Source organism: Dehalococcoides sp. UCH007 (genome assembly GCF_001010485.1).
Lineage (GTDB): Bacteria > Chloroflexota > Dehalococcoidia > Dehalococcoidales > Dehalococcoidaceae > Dehalococcoides > Dehalococcoides mccartyi_A.
In genome coordinates this window covers 1,217,049-1,236,024 of record NZ_AP014722.1, presented here as the reverse complement: position 1 = coordinate 1,236,024, position 18,976 = coordinate 1,217,049, and the positions used below count along the sequence as shown (strand labels likewise).

General features: G+C 40.6%; 19 protein-coding genes and 1 tRNA gene. 17 read left to right on the top strand and 3 right to left on the bottom strand.

The genetic code is table 11. From position 1 onward, the window contains the following. The first annotated feature begins 91 nt into the window (after positions 1-91). The 10 genes from UCH007_RS06585 (at position 92) to UCH007_RS06540 (ending at position 7,551) form a co-directional block, all read left to right on the top strand. Entirely contained in the window at positions 92-847 is a 756-nt protein-coding gene (locus UCH007_RS06585; RefSeq protein WP_046961379.1) for a hypothetical protein, read from the top strand. A gap of 77 nt (positions 848-924) precedes the next feature. Continuing rightward, entirely contained in the window at positions 925-3,123 is a 2,199-nt protein-coding gene (locus tag UCH007_RS06580) for a DUF3631 domain-containing protein (protein ID WP_046961378.1), read from the top strand. Continuing rightward, positions 3,124-3,199, top strand: a tRNA-Gly gene (locus UCH007_RS06575). Between the two features lies 1 nt (position 3,200). Further along, the gene (locus UCH007_RS06570; protein ID WP_228384439.1) at positions 3,201-3,824 is read left to right on the top strand and encodes a Mom family adenine methylcarbamoylation protein; all 624 of its coding nucleotides are present in this window, start codon (positions 3,201-3,203) and stop codon (positions 3,822-3,824) included. Further along, positions 3,811-4,437 carry a ParB/RepB/Spo0J family partition protein gene (locus UCH007_RS06565; RefSeq protein WP_046961376.1) on the top strand — a complete coding sequence of 209 codons (627 nt, stop codon included), beginning with the start codon at positions 3,811-3,813 and terminating at the stop codon, positions 4,435-4,437. The genes UCH007_RS06570 and UCH007_RS06565 overlap by 14 nt, the downstream gene beginning before the upstream one ends. Before the next feature lie 5 nt (positions 4,438-4,442). Beyond that, on the top strand, positions 4,443-4,634 hold the full coding sequence (locus tag UCH007_RS06560) for a hypothetical protein (protein WP_046961375.1): 192 nt from the start codon (positions 4,443-4,445) through the stop codon (positions 4,632-4,634). 54 nt (positions 4,635-4,688) lie between these two features. After that, positions 4,689-5,138, top strand: a complete 450-nt coding sequence (locus UCH007_RS06555) for a hypothetical protein (RefSeq protein ID WP_046961374.1) — start codon at positions 4,689-4,691, stop codon at positions 5,136-5,138. Beyond that, positions 5,138-5,755 carry a recombinase family protein gene (locus UCH007_RS06550; protein WP_046961373.1) on the top strand — a complete coding sequence of 206 codons (618 nt, stop codon included), beginning with the start codon at positions 5,138-5,140 and terminating at the stop codon, positions 5,753-5,755. The genes UCH007_RS06555 and UCH007_RS06550 overlap by 1 nt, the downstream gene beginning before the upstream one ends. 1 nt (position 5,756) lies before the next feature. Continuing rightward, positions 5,757-5,942 (top strand): hypothetical protein, encoded by a 186-nt coding sequence (locus tag UCH007_RS06545; protein ID WP_046961372.1) that lies wholly within the window; start codon positions 5,757-5,759, stop codon positions 5,940-5,942. Beyond that, the gene (locus UCH007_RS06540) at positions 5,929-7,551 is read left to right on the top strand and encodes a recombinase family protein (protein ID WP_046961371.1); all 1,623 of its coding nucleotides are present in this window, start codon (positions 5,929-5,931) and stop codon (positions 7,549-7,551) included. The genes UCH007_RS06545 and UCH007_RS06540 overlap by 14 nt, the downstream gene beginning before the upstream one ends. A 26-nt stretch (positions 7,552-7,577) precedes the next feature. Here UCH007_RS06540 and UCH007_RS06535 read toward each other — a convergent pair whose 3' ends face one another. Continuing rightward, positions 7,578-8,111: a hypothetical protein gene (locus UCH007_RS06535; RefSeq protein ID WP_015407436.1), complete on the bottom strand. Its 534-nt coding sequence runs from the start codon at positions 8,109-8,111 to the stop codon at positions 7,578-7,580. Positions 8,112-8,389: 278 nt separating this feature from the next. Between UCH007_RS06535 and rdhA the strand changes: the two genes are divergently transcribed. Together rdhA and rdhB are read left to right on the top strand one after the other, a co-directional pair. Further along, positions 8,390-10,054, top strand: coding sequence for a reductive dehalogenase catalytic subunit RdhA (gene rdhA, locus UCH007_RS06530; protein ID WP_046961370.1), 1,665 nt, complete (start codon positions 8,390-8,392; stop codon positions 10,052-10,054). A gap of 23 nt (positions 10,055-10,077) precedes the next feature. Further along, on the top strand, positions 10,078-10,362 hold the full coding sequence (rdhB, locus tag UCH007_RS06525; protein WP_010935885.1) for a reductive dehalogenase membrane-anchoring subunit RdhB: 285 nt from the start codon (positions 10,078-10,080) through the stop codon (positions 10,360-10,362). A 258-nt stretch (positions 10,363-10,620) separates the two neighbouring features. Here rdhB and UCH007_RS06520 read toward each other — a convergent pair whose 3' ends face one another. Further along, positions 10,621-11,418, bottom strand: a complete 798-nt coding sequence (locus UCH007_RS06520) for a hypothetical protein (RefSeq protein ID WP_012882549.1) — start codon at positions 11,416-11,418, stop codon at positions 10,621-10,623. 67 nt (positions 11,419-11,485) lie between these two features. Further along, positions 11,486-13,975, bottom strand: coding sequence for a DEAD/DEAH box helicase (locus UCH007_RS06515; protein WP_046961369.1), 2,490 nt, complete (start codon positions 13,973-13,975; stop codon positions 11,486-11,488). A gap of 242 nt (positions 13,976-14,217) precedes the next feature. On the opposite strand from UCH007_RS06515, the gene UCH007_RS06510 reads away from it, so the two are divergent. The 5 genes from UCH007_RS06510 to UCH007_RS06490 all read left to right on the top strand — a co-directional run bounded on the left by UCH007_RS06510 (position 14,218) and on the right by UCH007_RS06490 (position 18,850). Then, a complete protein-coding gene (locus UCH007_RS06510) occupies positions 14,218-14,934 on the top strand; it encodes an MvaI/BcnI family restriction endonuclease (RefSeq protein ID WP_012882547.1) in 717 nt (238 codons plus the stop codon). 121 nt (positions 14,935-15,055) lie between these two features. Beyond that, positions 15,056-16,312, top strand: coding sequence for a DNA methyltransferase (locus UCH007_RS06505; RefSeq protein WP_012882546.1), 1,257 nt, complete (start codon positions 15,056-15,058; stop codon positions 16,310-16,312). 39 nt (positions 16,313-16,351) lie between these two features. Next, positions 16,352-17,143: a hypothetical protein gene (locus tag UCH007_RS06500; RefSeq protein ID WP_012984506.1), complete on the top strand. Its 792-nt coding sequence runs from the start codon at positions 16,352-16,354 to the stop codon at positions 17,141-17,143. Positions 17,144-17,171: 28 nt separating this feature from the next. Beyond that, complete coding sequence (locus UCH007_RS06495; protein WP_012882544.1) at positions 17,172-17,825, top strand: hypothetical protein; 654 nt, start codon at positions 17,172-17,174, stop codon at positions 17,823-17,825. Beyond that, positions 17,822-18,850 carry a phosphoadenosine phosphosulfate reductase domain-containing protein gene (locus tag UCH007_RS06490; RefSeq protein ID WP_012882543.1) on the top strand — a complete coding sequence of 343 codons (1,029 nt, stop codon included), beginning with the start codon at positions 17,822-17,824 and terminating at the stop codon, positions 18,848-18,850. Before UCH007_RS06495 ends, UCH007_RS06490 begins: the two co-directional genes overlap by 4 nt. Positions 18,851-18,976: the final 126 nt, after the last annotated feature.

The window sequence follows — 18,976 nt, the reverse complement described above, 5'->3', positions numbered from 1 at the left end:
CTGGTATAGACTAAACATTTGATCGAACGTCTTCATAAGCTAGTGACAGGGCTATTGTCTAGATCGAGATTAATGATTAGAATAATACCCTATGAAGATGTTTGGTTTTCGTAATGCTTTAGCTCTATCTAGTTTGGTAGAGTTCTATTATAACTCAAATACATTCAAAAAAGATGTAGAGCAACTCGCTAGGTATTTACCAAATTACAGAACAGCGTCTCATGGGCTCACCAAAGCAGACATCAAAAAGATTTTTTTGGTTAACGACGATTCCGATTACTTCAGAATAACAAATCAATGGGTTGAATTATGGGGTAAGCGCAAATCTCAATTATCAACAATAGTGATACAAAAGATTAATGAGGTAACTGAAAAATGGGGATTAAGATGTTTTTGGGGAGAAGGGTTTGTCTTAACATGTGCTCAAGCTGCAAAATCAGGCCTTTGGCTTGGTATCATTTTGCCTACGATGCTTTATAAAGTGCCAGGCAAGCCGGTAAATTTAACGCTTGCAATCGATGGTTTAGAGACGAATAAGGACCTTAAAGAGCGTATAAGTGGATTAGCTGTTGAGGCTGAGAGGAAAAGAAAACAACTCCGCAGCTATTGGGATAGAATAGGTTATGAGACTAGTGTTCAAGATAATTTAGCAAAAGCTGTAAGTTGGTTATTCATGAGGGTAACCCCGCCGTATCTTTCACCCGGTAAGATAGCTGAAGAGGAAAATAGTGATTACGTTCATGTTCAACGGGAATATCAAAAGATTGCTAAGCTATTGGGTATCAAACTCACAAAAGGTTGGATCAAGGGCCGCAAGCGTACCTATGACCGTCGTGTGGGAAACTAAATAAGCATAAAAAATGGTCTAAAATTGTTGCTTGTTTAGTGGTTTATTAGAATAAATTAGTATCCGATAATCGGTGTATGAAAAGTACACCGATTATTCTTTTCAATAAGAATGATTTTCTGGATCGATTACCCGATGCTAAAAAAGTGAGAGATAATCACTGGGTTGCATCATGTCCAGTGGAAGGCCATTCTACTCCTCAAAATCACCTGTCTATTACAGATGCCGGAGATAAAGTCCTATTAACATGCTTTTCAAACCGTAATCATAGCTATCAGCAGATTTGTCAGGCACTTGGTCTTAATTCTGACTCTCGGCCAATTGAATTCAAGCGTTGTATAGACACTCTATACGACTACAGAGATAAGAACGGAAATCTCCTTTATCAGGTAGTCCGATACAAGCCTAAATCCTTTGCTCAAAGAAGACCAGATGGTAAGGGTGGCTGGATCTATAACCTTAAGGGAATTACCCCGGTTCTCTATCGTTTACCTGAACTCTTAGCTATACCTCAAGACCAGATAATCTTCATAGCTGAAGGCGAGAAGGGAGTTCATTCTCTGGTTGAGCATGGCCTAAATGCCACCTGTTCTCCTATGGGTGCAGGAAAGTGGAGAGAGGAATACAATTCAGCCTTCACCAACCGTAGTGTAGTCATCCTGCCAGATAATGATGAACCGGGAGAAAACCATGCCAAACAGGTGTTTAACTTCCTATCAAAAGTAACTCCCACTGTTCAGATACTCCACCTACCGGGTTTGAGGGAAAAAGAGGACGTGTTTGATTGGTTTGCACAAGGGCATATCGCGGAAGAACTCCTTGAATTAGTCAAACCAATTCCTTTTCAACCAGACCTTGACCTAGCTGTTTTACTTGATGACATAGCCAGTTTTATCCGGTCTTATGTCGTTTTGTCCGAATATCAGCTTCAGGCTATTTCTCTGTGGGTTATCCACACCTATACTTTAGAAAATGCCCTCACCACTCCTTACTTGAATATCTACTCTGCCGAGAAGCGAAGCGGCAAGACCCGGCTTCTTGAAGTACTGGAAGTGCTGGTTGCCCGCCCCTGGTTTACCGGCAGGGTAACCTCAGCCGTACTTGCCCGCAAGGTAGATGCCGAATGCCCTACCCTGCTTTTGGACGAGTCCGATGCCGCCTTCAAAGGAGAGAAGGAGTATTCCGAAACCTTGCGGGGGTTACTCAATACCGGATTCCGGCGAGGTGGCAAATCCTCAGTCTGTGTGGGCAAAGGGGTGGATATCTCGTATAAAGACCTATCCACCTTTTGTCCTAAAGCTATTGCTGGAATAGGTAAGCTGCCGGGCACAATTGCCGACCGGAGTATCCCGATCCAGCTCAAACGCCGGAATTCCAGTGAGGTGGTTGCCAAATTCTATCCCCGAAAAATTGGAAACGAAGTCCAAAGTCTTAAAGAGCGTTTAGCTCAGTGTTCTAAGCTTAATTTAAGCGAACTTGAGCCCAAAATTCCAGCTGAGCTTGATGACCGGGCAGCCGACTGTTGGGAACCGCTGCTTGCTATTGCTGAAACAGCAGGCGCAAATTGGGCAGAAAAGGCCCGCAAAGCTGCTGTTGCTTTAATGACCGGAGAAACTCGGCAAGATGATTCACTTGGGATTCAACTCCTTACTGATATACGAGAAATAATTAAAGACAAAAGTGAGCATATATCCTCTGCTGAATTAATAGAAGCCTTGCTTTTGCTTGAAGAATCTCCTTGGTTGGATCTCAGTGGCAGGTCAATTAATTCAAGAAAGCTTGCCTCTCTGCTTAAGGCATATGGCATCCATAGCCAAACTGTAAGGGAAGGCAGTCGCACTTTCAAAGGTTACCGGACAGTTGATTTTAAAGATGCACTTTCCCGCTACCTTCCCAAAGATGGCACTTCATCCGTAACATCCGTAACAGACAGCTTTGAGCCAATCGTAAAAACCGAACCTGAATTATCCGAAACAAACATTCAAAAAGAGCAAAATGTTACGGATAATTCCCAAAGCTATGCCAATCGTAATGTTACGCTTGTGACGGATAAAACTCAGGCTATCAGACAGGTGGAAGTTGAAGAAGGTTTTTCCGAGCAGAACGAGATTGCTCCCTGCGTAGTTCTGGATGAATGGCGAAGGTCAGCCATTCCGGCTTGGAGACGTATTTTGGCTGAGAGCATCAGCCAAGGGGATACAAAGCGCGAGGAATACGCCCGGAAAATGCTTCAGGAAGTATTAAAAGACCCAGAATATCGGGAGGCTAAAACATGAGCGCCGCTGGTGTAGGGGTAAGCACGCCACTCATCCAGAGTGAAAGCCGGGGTTCGAGTCCTACGGCGGCGCTCCAGTTGATTTTGGTCAAGCCTATACCCTTTGTGGCAGCTAAGATAGTACTTGAGAAACACCACTATCTCCACTCCTTACCCGGAGGAACCAAGCTTGCCTTTGGGGTTTTTCTGGAAAACAGGCTAATGGGGGCAATGACCTTCGGTTCAGGTCCAGCCAATGCCTACCGGATGGTAGAAGGAGCAAAACCTTCAGACTGTCTTACCCTCTCCCGGCTCTGGCTTTCAGACGAACTTCCCTCAAACTCGGAATCCCGTGTTCTGGGAGTAGCTCTCAGGGCTTTAAGGCGATTTACCCAGATAAGATTCTTAGTCAGTTATGCCGATCCTGCTCAGGGTCATCTAGGCACAATCTATCAGGCAACCGGCTGGATTTATACCGGACTATCTGAAGCCATGCCCCTCTTTGATATCGGGGATGGTAAACCCCGGCACTCAAGAAGCTTAAGCCATAGCTTCGGCAGTCACTCAATGAAACACTTTGAAAATTTCGGGGTAAGGGTCAGGGTAGTAGCCCAGAGCCGAAAGCACCGATACTTCTATTTTCTGGATTTTAGCTACCAGTCAAAACTTAAGGTGCTTCCCGAACCTTACCCAAAGAAAGAGGTCACGTATGAAGATAATTGAAATCCCCACTACCAGATTATGTGAAGCTGCATGGAATCCAAACCAGATGGACGAGAGGGTCAGGACACTCCTTAAAAACAGCCTCAGTCGCTATGGGCTGGTTGAGCCTCTGGTGGTTAGAAAGATAAATGAGACTTACTTTGAAGTCCTCTCCGGTAATCAGAGGCTTAAAGCCCTGTTTGAGGCAAAACTGAAAACTGTACCCTGTGTGGTGGTGGACTTACCTGATGCTGAAGCCATGCTGCTTACTCAAACCCTTAATGGAATTAAAGGACAGGACGATCTGGTTTTAAAAGGGGCGCTCCTTAAAGAAGTACTCTCTGTCGTACCTGAAAGTGAAGTTCTATCGCTCCTGCCTGAAACCAAAAACAGCCTCCAGACTATTTCCTGCATCAATGAAGAAGAGTTGGCTGACCACTTAAAAGCCTGGGAACAGGCTCAGGCGGCCAAGCTAAATCACCTACAACTTCAATTTACCCGCCAGCAACTGGAAACGGTTCAAGAGGCAGTTAGCCTGATTATGCCGGTAGCTAAAAATTCGACTAAGGACAACCCTAATACCCGGAGTACTGCCATATTTCTCTTGTGTAAATTCTATTTGGAAAGGAGATAACCAGAATGAATGAAATACTCTGCCCTATTTGCACAAGCCGCTTAAATATCAGGATGGCCAAAGGCAGGATTTCTAACAAGCCCTTTATTATGCTCATCTGCCCGAAAGACGGGCGGCACTTTCGGGCTTTTATCTCTGATCAGACCTATATCGCAAGGGTGCTCGAAGAGAAAACAAGGGGTATGAGGGATGGGTAGCCGCTATGTGGCGGAATATATGTATGTACAAACATACAGAAAGGGGAATAAAGCATGACCAGTTTAAAAGAATGCTTTGAAACCGGGGTAGCACTGGTTGGGATGAAAAACTGCATGACCCTCTTCCAGACGGCCTATAGTATGTCTCTAGAAGGAAACAGACGGGCAACTGCCGGGGAGATAGCAGCAAGAGCTGCTAGCCAGTTTGGGCTCAGGATAAGTCCCTCTAATGTGGGACAGGCCTTTAGTGCCATGAGTATTGCCACAACTATATCACGCGGAAAGGCAAAGTATGTACTTAACCCAACCGAGCTTGAGCCGATTCTCAGAATTGGGAAACAGGAATGCCTTGAGATCTCAACTCGGCTTGAGGAATCGCTCACCGAATATCAGGGTATTGCAGGGAGGGTTGATGGGCTCATAAATGAGCTTCGTGAAACACTTAAGCTGGATGGAGAAGAACGCAGGCTTAAAACCCAACTCCGGCAGGTGCGGGGTGAGTAATGAAGGTGGCCATCTACCAGAAAGTGCCAAGTTCGGAAAGAGGGAAAGCCATTTCCCCTCAGGATATAAGAGAGTTTGCCCTTGCGCAAGGTTGGGAGATTTATAACTGTTATCAGGATTATATTTCTCCCTCTGGCAACTCCCGGCGAACTGGCTGGATTGAGCTAATGGTAGATGCTAGACAACATAACTTTGAACTGATCCTTATCCGTCGACTAGACCAAATCTTCTACTTGGCAACAGAGGCTGCTGAAATCCTAAAAGAGCTTAAACAATCCGGAACCGGACTGCGGTCTTATTCTGAACTATGGTTTGATACTACATCTATCTCTGGTGAAGCCCTGTTCCACCTAACCCTGTTTTATGCTGCACTTGAAGAGAATCGCAAGTATCAAAACCTTAAGTCTGGCTTAGATTATGCCCGAAAAATGGGCTGCCAGGTAGGCAGGCCAAGGGTAACCCAAAGGCCGCACTTCAATCAGGCTTATGGAGACATTTTAGAGCGTCTGAGGGCTGGCCAGATCTCAAGACGGCAGGCTGCCAGGGCACTTGGCATTGGCTACGCCACCTTAAAACGGCTTATTGATTCCAAATATCAGGGGTTAAGGGATTCCTGATATGCCAGAGAGAATACCCGGTCAGGAGAAAGACTCGTTGACGGGTATACCCTCTGGCTATACACTGTCCGCCGATTCTATCGAGAGTGAGGTGGACCGTTTAATGATAAAAGAATTTATGAGTGTCTTAGCTGAGGTAGCCTTGTCAGTGGCTTCTAGAGAAGGTGAAAGCCATGGCCGAAACTAAACGGGCGGTTGCCTATGTCCGGGTCTCTTCGGCTTCGCAGGTTGAGGGTTACTCTCTGGATGCTCAGGAAAGGCTATTTACCGAACTCTGTAAAAACCGGGGTTGGCAGGCTGTGCGCATATATCGGGAAGAAGGCAAATCCGCCCATGTAGACAGTATTCATAAACGACCCGTCTTCAGGAAACTCCTGGAAGATGCAGCCAAAAATGAATTTGAGATTGTAGTTGTACATACACTTGACCGCTGGTCGAGGAATCTTACCGTTACTCTGGAATCATTAAAACTACTGGGCAGGTACGGGATAGGGCTGGTCTCTATTGTTGAAAATCTGGATTATTCTAAACCAGACGGTATCCTTTTCACCCAGATGCTGGGGGCATTTGCCCAGTATTTCAGTGAAGCCTTAAGTACCCATGTCAGAAAAGGACTTGACCAAAGAGCCAGGGAAGGCAAACACAATGGCTGTATCCCCTTCGGCTATGAATCCTGTTGGGAGATAGGCGAAAAAGGAGAAAAGAAAAGGCGCTGCGAGAAGGAACACCCCGGAGGACTTCATATCCACTCAAGGGAAGGGCCAGCCACAGCCGAATTATTCCGGCGCTATTCCTACGGTACAACCACTCTCTCCCAACTGGCTATCTGGCTAAATGAACAGGGATTTCGTACCCGCAATACCAAAAATCTACCTGATGCCAACGGAGAATTAGTCTCGGGGCCAAGACTATTTACCAGTTCCTCGGTCAGAAATATCCTGCATAATCCCTTCTATACCGGGCAGATAAACCACCGGGATGAAATCCTAGCCGGTGCCCATGAAGCCTTGATCAGCCTGGAACTGTTTGATACTGTCCAACTGGCCTTACGGAAGAACTCAGGCAGATCTGAAACCCTGACTACCTCACCTAATAGAGAATACCTGCTTAAAGGATTGGTCAGATGCGCCTATTGCGGAATGCCCATGTGGGCTCAGACTTATAAAAGTGGAAACAGCTACTACCGGGAGCATCAGGCCTCAAGGAGCATACAGGAGTGCCTTGGACATGGCGGTACTATAGCCTGCCATGTGATAGATAATCAGATAAGAGAACTGGTTTCGGCTATAGAGCTTGGTCCGGGCTGGCTTGAAGAGGTACTTTCCATCATAAGCCTTAAGGATGAAGTGGAAAGAGTCAAAAAAGAAAAAGAGCAGGTAACAGGTAAGCTCCACCGCATGGCAAAGACCTATATAGACGGTCTGATACCTGAGGAAGAATACTTAAGGCAGAAAAGACTTCTGGAACTCAGTCTGGAATCACTGGTTGTACCTGATTATGATGCCTCTGAGCAGGCTGGGAAACTCATCCAGAATCTGCCTGTACTCTGGAGCAAGGCAAACCTTGCTGAACAGAGAAAGATACTCCTGACCATGCTGGACGGGGTGTATGTGGATGTGAAACAAAGCCATTCGGTGATTGCAGTTAAGGTAAAACCGCCCTTTAAATCTATTTTTCAGGTGGCGGTATCAAAGAAGGAATCCAAAATACGTATCTTAAACGAGCCGTTGGGTACTTCACCCGCCGGCTCGTCCGTGTTTCTGGTGGAGACGGGGGAGAGTTGGTCTCTCCCTTAAGCAATGGTGATGGGGTTTGCTGCAGTTTAGAGAAAGCTAATGCCTGACATGCGAACATGGTAATCATTCACATTATGCTTTATATCCAAAAGCATATCCCAAATTTCTTGCTTCTTTTCATCACTTAAGTCTTTACAAAAATAGTTACAAGCATCTGTTGCTTTTTGATAACCTTCTAAAACATCCTGCCAATCCCCCGGTGGGTTATCTGCGATACTATAATAAGTTTTCTTACCCTTTTTTACTTTCTTTAGGTAGCCTTTGTTATATATATTAGAGAATAAATGCAAGACATTCTCAGTGCTTAAACCAGTTGACCTGCATGCGTCAATGATTCCGATTTCTTCTCTAAAATATACTTCCATAAGTAAATTGCTCTCATTCGGTGTTAGGTTTTCACTATACTCACCCATAGTATGTTTGAAATTCCGCATTGCTATGATTCCAATAAGTGTTATTATACTCATTAATGAGAGATTTACATACTCTTCCCCGTAGGTATTAATTCTATCTTCCTGCTGCTTAATGTTATTTAAATCCATATCACGCTCGTTTCCCATTTTTTACTCACGTCCCTCCCAATCTAATTCTCCAACTAACTCGCTTTGTGACTATTATATTCTAATTTAATAAATTTTCAATAAAAGTTTTAGTAAACTTTTAATATTTTTTTTTCATTCTTTCGTGGCACGTGCGCTTTCCAAAGTGCTATCTTCTACTTAACAACCCTTCCCTTAAGATAGCATCAAGGAGGCAGATTATGCGTATTGGCTTGCGGACTACCGCATGACAGACGCCAAAGTGCGAAAAGTTTTTTTTAATGAGGTATTTTAAAAGTATGAGTGAAAAATATCATTCTACAGTCACAAGGCGTGATTTCATGAAGAGATTAGGTTTGGCAGGAGCCGGTGCGGGGGCACTGGGTGCCGCAGTACTTGCAGAGAATAACCTGCCGCATGAGTTTAAAGATGTTGATGACCTGCTGTCAGCAGGTAAAGCTTTAGAGGGTGACCACGCTAATAAAGTAAACAATGAGCCATGGTGGGTTACCACGCGTGATCATGAGGATCCAACCTGTAATATAGATTGGAGCCTTATAAAAAGATACAGCGGTTGGAACAACCAGGGAGCATACTTCTTACCTGAGGATTACCTGTCTCCAACCTATACAGGTAGAAGACATACTATTGTTGATTCATCTCTAGAAATAAAATTACAGGGTAAAAAATACCGTGATAGTGCCTGGATAAAATCAGGCATAGACTGGATGAAGGAAAATATTGATCCAGATTATGACCCTGGTGAACTGGGCTATGGCGACCGCAGGGAAGATGCCCTAATATATGCCGCCACGAATGGCTCACATAATTGCTGGGAGAACCCGCTTTATGGACGCTATGAAGGTTCTAGGCCTTATCTCTCTATGCGAACCATGAATGGAATAAACGGCTTGCATGAATTTGGTCACGCAGATATCAAAACCACCAACTACCCGAAGTGGGAGGGTACGCCTGAAGAGAACCTGTTAATCATGCGCACCGCCGCGCGCTACTTCGGGGCTTCTTCCGTTGGCGCCATTAAGATAACGGATAACGTGAAGAAAATCTTCTATACCAAAGCCCAGCCCTTTTGCCTCGGGCCTTGGTATACGATTACAAATATGGCTGAATACATTGAATATCCGGTCCCAGTAGATAATTATGCTATACCCATTGTGTTTGAAGATGTTCCTGCAGACCAGGGACACTACAGCTACAAGCGCTTTGGTGGTGATGATAAGATAGTGGTGCCCAATGCTCTAGAGAATATCTTCACCTATACTATCATGCTCCCTGAGAAACGCTTTAAGTATGCACATAGCGTACCTATGGACCCATGCTCTTGTATTGCCTATCCCCTCTTTTCAGAGGCTGAGGCACGCATTCAGCACTTCATTGCAGGCCTTGGTTATAACTCAATGGGTGGCGGAGTTGAAGCTTGGGGTCCGGGCAGTGCCTTCGGCAACTTAAGTGGCCTTGGGGAACAATCACGCGTATCAAGCATTATTGAGCCCCGCTACGGCTCTAACACCAAGGGTTCCCTAAGGATGCTTACCGACCTGCCTCTTGCCCCCACCAAGCCTATAGATGCCGGTATCCGTGAGTTCTGTAAGACCTGCGGCATCTGTGCCGAGCATTGTCCTACCCAAGCTATCTCGCATGAAGGGCCGCGCTATGACTCACCCTACTGGGATTGCGTAAGCGGTTATGAGGGCTGGCACCTTGACTATCATAAGTGCATTAACTGTACCAACTGTGAGGCCTTCTGCCCCTTCTTCACTATGAGCAATAACTCCTGGGTGCACAACTTGGTCAAGTCCACTGTTGCCACTACGCCCGTTTTTAACGGTTTCTTTAAGAATATGGAAGGAGCCTTCGGCTATGGCCCGCGCTACTCACCAAGCAGGGATGAATGGTGGGCCTCAGAAAACCCAATACGCGGCGCAAGCGTAGATATTTTTTAAGAGAAAGGATGGAATAGATTATTATGGGTGGTGCTTTATACTACTTTTTAGTCGGTATGCTTATTGGCGGTGCCGCAATATGGTTTATTACCTATACCCAGTTTAAGAATATAAGTTTTAAATGGTGGGAATGGTCCCTTATGGCGCTAAGCCTGCTTTTGGTATCCTCTATCTTCCAGCATATGTATTCTTCTATGAGCGTGGAGATGGAGTATCAGAGTGCCTTTATGTACCTTGGCGTCTTTGGCACACTGGCTGTCATCTTAAACCTTATTGTATGGCGCACATATAGCGGCAGGAAGGAATAAAATCTTTTGATCCGCAATGTTGAAAGGGGAGTTGTTAAACTCCCCTTTTTTCTTTTGCCCCTGTACACACGATTATAGCTCAGCGATGCTAAGTATCTATCGAGGCATATATACACATTAGACGAGGAGTTGGGGGTAACGCAGAGGATTGGCTGTGGCCTGAACTGCGACTTGGATTTATGACAAAAGCCGGGAATTTCTAAGATTTATATGGCATTAACAGTGGGGTAAGGTCAATCTCGTCTACCACAAATAATGTCAACTACAACCACTCTTTATTTTTTCAAACTCACTTTTATAACAAAAAATCAGTTTCTTCTTTGCCTCAGCCAATGTTTTAGGTAGTTTATTATAGATTTCTTTTTTGATATTATCATCTGTTTCTCGTTTGCTTAGCATATCTTCGGCTACTTTGAGAATATCATTTATACTAATTAAAGGATAAAAACCTTCGTATTGAGCATTATCTGCTATGTATTTGTTATGACACCCTACAGCTTGTTTGCTGTAGTGTGGGATGCGATAGATTTTGCGCCCTGCTTTTTCCTCAAACTGATGCTTTAATAAAAAACCGTGCAAACCATAACCAATGGCAATAACTTTAGCCTCTGGTTTAGATACAAGCGTTATTTCTTTGATTAACAAGGGATACCATGATTCATAACGCTTATTACGTTTCTTTTTTGCAAGGCTTGTCGACATAGCACCTTTCGACAAATCAGTTATATAATACTTCTCAGGATCTTGGCATAAATAGTTTCGTATGCAGTAGTGGATACTGAAATCTTCTATTGAACATTCAAAATTCCGAAACCCTCTGTCTATCTTATCCTGAGCTATCTTTAGACGATCGTCATCGCTTTTGCCTTCTGTCCAGCTTCCTAAGGAAGGTTCCATGCCGACAAAAACATAATCAACCGGTTCTTCAGGAATTATAGGGTTAGGTAAGTAGATAGATTTCAGTTCGGCACTATCTTTTTGTACCTGATTCTTGAATTCATGTTCAAGGATACGATAACTATGCAAAAAGTTGTCACTCATTTTTCTCTTTTTCATTCTCCAGTCTAGCTTGAAATTGGGATCCTTTTCTGGGGTCAGGTCATATTTGTGTAAAAAATTTAGATTATCTATCCTGCTTTACTTCATACCTCAAAGTATATTTATTTACAAAATTTCCATGTGTAAAATCAAAATGCTTTAATGCTTCTTCAATGGTTTTAATATCGCCAAAATTCTCATTAGAAGAGATTGCTTTGGAAAAAGCTTCAAGAGCACATCGTAGTTCAGATAATTTACCTTGATTTAATACACGTGTTTTTGGATGAGGAGAACAATCCTTAGAGAAAACATTTACTGGATGGATAATAATTGGTGTTGCAATGGCATTACTCCTATATTCTTCCTCAAACCAATTCATATGACCACTCAATTGATCACAGTATCGTTTTATAATCTCATCGTCTGTTGAGCCATTTTTACACTCAATAACTAAAAACTTCTCGCTATTTATTTGCCATAGATTATCTGGCCCTTTATGATATTCTGCATCCGGCCTTTGACCGATAAATCCAAGAGAGAGGGCCACATTGTTAAGAGCCTCTTCAAATTTCTCTGATGTTTCTGGCAGAAAGACAAGGTCTTCAATTATTGCGTGCATTCCTAGTAGATATTTGTCGCAATTCTCAAACCTCAAAGCATATTCCCTACAGGATTTTGATTGGGAAATAGGGACAGTACCTAATCTTGTATAATTTACTCCTTCAATTGGATGAATTACATGGGGATTCGATTCGATTGCAGACTTTTGAATTCTTTGTGATCGTACGGGATCCAAAAAATTAGTGTAGGTCGCAAGCTGTTGTAATAACCACCCTTTAATTTTGGGTTCATCAGCATTATCAATAGCTCTCTGAATTGCTTGTATCGCTTTTCCATAGTTTCCCATGGTAGCGGCATTAAATGCGTATCGTTGTTGAAGAATAATAGGGTCCATTTTGCAGGCTTGCTCATATTTTAAATGAACAATGGCTTCTTTGCTTGCTTTTACCCAGCGTGGATCATGTTCAATAGATAAATTGATTAAGTCCTCCAATTTGTCTAAACTACTTCCGCGTAATTGTTCAGCAATTCGGTCAGATAAGTTTAATTGGGCTTGGGTGGCTGGAGAGAATTTATTTATTGCACCCTTGCTATATAATTGATCAGTTAGTTTATGGCCTATTAAAAATACAGCGCACTGATCAGCTCTTGATCTAATACCACGTCCCATTCCTTGTTCAATACGCTGAATCAATTTAGTGTTTACCTTATCGCTTCCTGCTAAAATGGTTTGTTCTATCTTATCTATCCGGCGACGTATATCTGGAAGTCCATCAATAACTAAAATCCTACATGCATCATCTGCTAGATCTATTCCGTCATATCTATTGATTAAAACCACAAGCCCAATATGTCTGTTTTTTAGAGAGATAATGCCATTATAAATATTGGCGCTAGATAAAGTTTTATCTGCTACATCCTGCCAATAATTTGCTCGATGCTGTGAAGGTACAATTACCACTACGTTATAACTGATTGATAATTTTTTAAAAAATGTCTTTAATTCCTCATCGCTTATACAAGGATTAATCTCTTGTGGAATTAATATAATTCGATCGCCTATATCATTAGCAGTTTTGGGTGTAATTAAATTTGAAATCGACTCATTTTTAACATCTAAATGAGAAACCAAGATACTATCATCTAAAAGTGTAGCACTCATAAAAACACGACGGTTTGCATTGATAAAACTCGGTATAGTGTCTATGGGTATACATCTGAGTGATATTTCAGCTTGATTGCCACCGAATATACAATCTGCTAAACGTATATTGTCTTTGATAAGTGGCCACTTAAACTGTGTGGAAGAATCATTCTTAATCTTATTTAATATTTTTATGATATCGGTGGTATGTTTTTGCCATAACCAATATGGGACTTGTAAGTTTTTATTAGGATCCCCTTCTACAAGATCAGGAAAAGATGTTGGATACTGTTTTTGTAAACCTATCTCAAATAAATTAAATAACTCTTTATAACCGTTACTTTTAGAATCAATTGTTAAAGTAAATTGTTGCTCGATACTTTCAATACAAGCATGGACATCATCAATGATTAAAGTACTTATATTTATAGGAGAACTACTATCAGAAAGCCCAAATACTGATTTGCCATTAAATAATTTATGAGTATTAATGACCAGAATAGCTTGTCCTCTCCTAAATGAAATTGAATTTGGGTCTTCAGTTGTTTCAATCCCTAGATAGGTAGCTTCCTGTAAAACTTGATTAACCAAATGATCATCGGGAGAAACATAAACTGCAGGACCAAATCCTTCCTTAAGGCAGCTAAGGGCAATTAATAACCCTACAATAGTTTTACCGCTACCTGTGTTCATCTTGAGGATAGTATCTTTATTGATGCGTTGAGCGAACCAAGAATCAAGTACTTCACTTTGTACATCTCTTAGATACTGATAACGTTTATCTTTTGTTAGAATCGTAAATATCTCGCGCGGGTGAATTATTTGATTATTTGCCGTTTCATTATTAAGTCTATTGAAATCAATTTCCATGATTTATCCACCTCTATGATTCAGAATTCTTGTTCACAAACTAACTATAATTCGCTGGGGAATGTATGCAAATAAACCAATATGATAATATAGCGTATTATACCCTTCTTTATTCTTTTGACAATATTTGGAGTAATTCTAGCACCTCTTGTATAGATCTGTTCACTGCACTATTATTTAAGTATTCTTATCTATTTCTCATAGTGAATAGATGAAGCGATTTAAACATCAAGGAGTTTTAAATGAGTTTTATTCAAGATCTTAGTGATATCATTGAAAAACTGAGGATTATTCGAGATATGGGTTATATACTAACTCATCGGTCAAATGATACGGGAATAGGTAAAACCCTAGAAGATTTATTAGAAATCCCAGAGAACAATTTTCGTATCCCGGATATTGGGGTGATTGAATTAAAAGCTAAGAGAATTGATTCGAATAGCATGCTTACTCTAGCAACTAAGTCTCCTGAGCCTAAAGGCATAAATCGCGTGCTTTTTGATCATTATAAATATCATGATGATAAGGGTCTTTATAATCTTCATTCTACTTGCTATGGTTCTCGATACAATCCTCAGAGCTTTAAAGTTGAGCTAAGCGATAATAAGTTGGTATTAAAAAATAGGGATAATATCGAATGCTATTGGCCACTATCCATGTTGCTGGAAGATGTTCTCACATCCAAATCGGATAAGACACTTCTGGTTTTCGCCGAGACAAGTGGAGAGAGAAAGACGATAAATGAGAAATTTCACTTTATTGAAGCTTATTTATTGTCAAATTTGAACAAGGAAAAGTTTAAAGATGCTATTGAGCAGGATATGCTAAAAGTAGATATCCGCATTGGAGTTTACAGGTCAGGTAGGAATGCAGGTCGCTATCATGATCATGGTACTGGATTCAGAATAAATAAAAAACATTTTCTTCAATTGTTTGATAATTATGAACGAGTGCTTTAATTTGTTGGTATATTTGATTGTGCACTGAACTAGTGGATTATAATAGTTAAAGTACGTTGAATTATTAGTCTTGTTAAATTAAAATTACTTCAGTACAGGCAATTATCAAAGGTGGAGAGCCATGGTAAGTAATCCCCTACTGAATTCACAACTCGATTGGACATTTAAAGAATCAAATGTTAGAGAGGATACTCATTGCTATCATGATTATCCTGCTCGTATGATTCCTCAGATCGCTCAGCAGCTTCTTAAACTTTATAGCAATGGTGGGTTACTCTTTGATCCGTATTGTGGTACGGGGACTTCATTGGTTGAAGCTATGACATATGGTATAGACGCAGTTGGAACTGATATTAACCCACTTGCTTGCTTGATTGCTCGGGCAAAAACAAAGATGCTAGATATTAGATCTGTGCAATCACAAATTACAGCGTTCGAGAAGTTTGCTTCTAAAATGGATGGATGTGATTTAAAACCATCCGATATGAATCGTATTGAAAACCTCAATTTTTGGTTTAAACCAGAAGTAATTTCTAAGGTTTCTAGTATTCTGAGTTTTATCAATGACATATCCGATCAGGATATAAAGGATTTTTTTAAGGTTGCAGCCAGCGAGACAATACGAAAGTCATCTAATACCAGACAAGGTGAGTTTAAGCTGTATAGGAGATCGCAGGCGGATTTAATTAAATTTAATCCGGATGTATTTAAAATCATGTTGTCTACTTTATGTCGTAATCAAAGGGGTCTTATTGATCTGTTAGGGAAAACCTCTGCTGCCAAAAGCTCACGAATAAGAGTCTGTAACTTCAATACGGTAGATTGTATTCCTAAATATGAAATTGAACCTGAATCGGTTGATATCGTTATAACATCACCGCCCTATGGGGATTCGCATACTACCGTAGCTTATGGACAGTATTCTAGACTTTCTGCTGAATGGCTAGATTTAGAAAACCCTCGCTCAGTTGACCGAATTGCGATGGGCGGCCAGTTGCCTAAGGCTCTTATTAGGTTTAATTTTGATCAGTTAGATACTGTGATATCTGAAATAGAGAATAAAGATATTAGGCGTGCTCGTGAAGTTTGTGGGTTTTATGAGGATTTGAATAGGTCCATAGCGAATGTTTCGGCAACTATCATTTCTGGAGGATATGCTTGTTATGTTGTTGCTAATCGTAAGGTTAAAGGCAACACGCTACCTACAGATCTTGTGATTAGACAGTTTTTCGAGCAGCAAGGCTTTGATCATATTAATACTTTCAACCGGGCGATACCTAACAAGAGAATGCCTCTCAGAAATTGCCCTTCAAATGTTAGTGGTTTGCTAGAGGAAACCATGTCTAAGGAATATATTGTTGTGATGAAGAAACAATAAACTAAGCTTGATGTTCTGATTATTGATGGAGTGTTCAGTATGCTCGGAGATGATTTCAATAGGGATGGCTTCAGGATATTTTGTGACTCATTGAACTCAGAAATCAATTTATTATTCCAAAGGCTCAATTATTTTTTAGTAGCCTCCTCTTTCTTAGTAACGGCATTTGCTACTATTCTTGTAGCTGCAAATGGATGCATAGATGGGGGGCAATTAGTTCTGGCCTTTATGATAAATGCAGTTGGGCTTTATTTATCACTATTCTTCGTCGTAATTAATTATTTAAATACTCGCATAATTTGGCAAAAAGGAAAGTATTTAAGAGACACTGAAAATACACCTGAAGTTATATATCGAATAAATCCCAATTCTAAAAGCGAAGAAATAGTTTTACAAAAGGTTTGGGGAGAAGAACTTAATCATTCGCAATTCAAGCTCATTCTTAATATGATTAAAGAGGCATGGGATTTTTTCTTCGGACCTGGCAAAGCTTCCAAATCTGGATTGGTACCCCATACTTATTTAATTCCTTTGGGCTTTGGAGTTTTCTGGGCAGTACTTTTTGTTATGATTATTAATGGATGTCTAAATTGTGTATCTAAATTTATTTTCATTTCACCTTTACTTCTATACATCATAATATGGCTTTTAATAAAGTTTGCACTACGCCTTAAAGAACGTTGTAAAAAATCAAAAAATCGGGTGAGAATTATAGGATTTAGGTGCCTTTATTGTAATAGTGAGCAAGGCCTTAATCATGATTTAGGTTGCCCTAATTGTGGAGGAAGAGATGCAGCCGCGATCACTGAGATATCACGAGAAACAAATTGATCGATATTATATCTAGAGTAAATAAATTATGAGCATTACGACTCTCAAAAATTGTAGGCTTTTAATCCCTGGAGTTTTAATACTTTTTCTCGTGATAATTTTTATTCAAGATGATTTCAGTGGGTTATTTAAAATAATACAAAGTCTCCATGGTATCAACGTGCAAGACATTCTAGTCGTAGGTTTAACAATTTTATTTGGGGTAATTTATCACGCAGGTAGTTTTAGAGATTTACTTTGGAATCAGTACCATAAACGAGTGAAAGATAATATTAAAGAAGAATTACTTAGACCATTCATGAATGAATTTGATGATAACCAACAGTCTATTATTAAAAGTGGCAATAAGCTCATGAATATTTTTTATAGTTTCATAGATAATGATAGGTCTTTATCTGAAAAAGCAAATAGGGTTAGATTTAATGGACTGATTTGGACTAGCTCAGTAGATGCTACTATTATTGCAGCGTTTGGTTCATTTATATTTCTTATTCGGTTCATAGTTAATAAGGATGGGTACGCTATATGTATGTGTATAATTCTGGTAGTACTCTCTCTTTTTTGTTGGTATCTTGTAGAGTTAACAACTCGTAAACACATCGCTTTATCTAATGAGCAACTTGAAGCAATTATTCAGTTACATCGATCAGACTTAGGTGAGAAGATACGTGTTCTGATATGAGAAATGGTAATGCACTCCTAAATGATACTATCAATACGATCCAGCGGGAATATCTAAAAGATGATTTGCCATGGTCATTAGCTTTCAGTGGGGGGAAAGATTCTTCTGCTTTGCTCAAATTAGTGTACGTTGCTTTACAAAATATCGGGAAAAAACTTAAACCTGTAACCGTTGTATATTGCGATACTGGTGTAGAGATCCCAATTATTCGTTCATTTGTTATTGAAACACTCCATAGCTTGCAAATAGAGGCTGAAAAGAATGAAATTCCAATCAAAACAAAGATAGTTACCCCTAGCATTGAGGATAAGTTTTTCTCTAAGGTCATAGGCAGAGGATATCCATCTCCTACATACCAGTTCAGGTGGTGTACTGATGTACTTCGCATTAAACCAATTAGAAATTATACTAATAATTTTAATGGTAAAAGTATTGTTCTATTGGGGATTCGGAATGGTGAAAGTTCAGAAAGAGATAGGGCTCTGAAGAAATACAGAATAGACGATAGTCATTATTTTAGGCAATCAAACAATATGCAAGCCTTAGTTTTTAGCCCCATGTTGGAATATGCTGTCGAGGATATCTGGTCTGTTTTAAAAGAGTCGTCTGGGCCAATAAGTATTGATGTAGATAAGCTTCAGATGTTCTATAGAGTTTTGGATTCAGGAAATATAAAGGAATTGACCTCAGCATCTTTATTCAATTCTAAGGGCAGATTCGGTTGTTGGGTCTGCACTGTTGTTAGGCGAGATAGAGCAGTTGAAGGTCTTATAACTGATGGGACAGAATCTTTATCACCTTTGCTTGAGTTTAGGAATTGGTTATCCAAAATTCGATACGAACCTTCCTACCGTTTAAATAAACGTCGGAATGGCGCAATTGGATTGGGGCCATTCACATTGGATGCTAGAAGAGAAATATTGGATAGGCTCATAAATGCGCAAAATCAGACAGAATGGAATTTAATTACTGAACAAGAGATTGAATACATAGAAAATCAGTGGTCACTAGATAGAAATATTTAGAATAGAATTGAAAATATTTCCTTTGTTCTTAAGTAAGGTATAGATTAAATTCCAATTTAAATAACTTTATTCAGTTAATAACAGAGTTATTGTCTAAATTGAGAGTCATGATTAGAATAATATTCT

What these genes read in the sequence shown, in the direction of transcription:
- rdhB (WP_010935885.1), top strand. Translation starts at nt 10,078, where the DNA reads ATGGGTGGTGCTTTATACTACTTTTTAGTCGGTATGCTTATTGGCGGT.
- UCH007_RS06585 (WP_046961379.1), top strand. Translation starts at nt 92, where the DNA reads ATGAAGATGTTTGGTTTTCGTAATGCTTTAGCTCTATCTAGTTTGGTA.
- UCH007_RS06540 (WP_046961371.1), top strand. Translation starts at nt 5,929, where the DNA reads ATGGCCGAAACTAAACGGGCGGTTGCCTATGTCCGGGTCTCTTCGGCT.
- UCH007_RS06535 (WP_015407436.1), bottom strand. Translation starts at nt 8,111, where the DNA reads ATGGGAAACGAGCGTGATATGGATTTAAATAACATTAAGCAGCAGGAA.
- UCH007_RS06580 (WP_046961378.1), top strand. Translation starts at nt 925, where the DNA reads ATGAAAAGTACACCGATTATTCTTTTCAATAAGAATGATTTTCTGGAT.
- UCH007_RS06495 (WP_012882544.1), top strand. Translation starts at nt 17,172, where the DNA reads ATGAGCATTACGACTCTCAAAAATTGTAGGCTTTTAATCCCTGGAGTT.
- UCH007_RS06490 (WP_012882543.1), top strand. Translation starts at nt 17,822, where the DNA reads ATGAGAAATGGTAATGCACTCCTAAATGATACTATCAATACGATCCAG.
- UCH007_RS06515 (WP_046961369.1), bottom strand. Translation starts at nt 13,975, where the DNA reads ATGGAAATTGATTTCAATAGACTTAATAATGAAACGGCAAATAATCAA.
- UCH007_RS06555 (WP_046961374.1), top strand. Translation starts at nt 4,689, where the DNA reads ATGACCAGTTTAAAAGAATGCTTTGAAACCGGGGTAGCACTGGTTGGG.
- UCH007_RS06550 (WP_046961373.1), top strand. Translation starts at nt 5,138, where the DNA reads ATGAAGGTGGCCATCTACCAGAAAGTGCCAAGTTCGGAAAGAGGGAAA.
- UCH007_RS06505 (WP_012882546.1), top strand. Translation starts at nt 15,056, where the DNA reads ATGGTAAGTAATCCCCTACTGAATTCACAACTCGATTGGACATTTAAA.
- UCH007_RS06565 (WP_046961376.1), top strand. Translation starts at nt 3,811, where the DNA reads ATGAAGATAATTGAAATCCCCACTACCAGATTATGTGAAGCTGCATGG.
- UCH007_RS06520 (WP_012882549.1), bottom strand. Translation starts at nt 11,418, where the DNA reads ATGAAAAAGAGAAAAATGAGTGACAACTTTTTGCATAGTTATCGTATC.
- UCH007_RS06545 (WP_046961372.1), top strand. Translation starts at nt 5,757, where the DNA reads ATGCCAGAGAGAATACCCGGTCAGGAGAAAGACTCGTTGACGGGTATA.
- rdhA (WP_046961370.1), top strand. Translation starts at nt 8,390, where the DNA reads ATGAGTGAAAAATATCATTCTACAGTCACAAGGCGTGATTTCATGAAG.
- UCH007_RS06560 (WP_046961375.1), top strand. Translation starts at nt 4,443, where the DNA reads ATGAATGAAATACTCTGCCCTATTTGCACAAGCCGCTTAAATATCAGG.
- UCH007_RS06510 (WP_012882547.1), top strand. Translation starts at nt 14,218, where the DNA reads ATGAGTTTTATTCAAGATCTTAGTGATATCATTGAAAAACTGAGGATT.
- UCH007_RS06500 (WP_012984506.1), top strand. Translation starts at nt 16,352, where the DNA reads ATGCTCGGAGATGATTTCAATAGGGATGGCTTCAGGATATTTTGTGAC.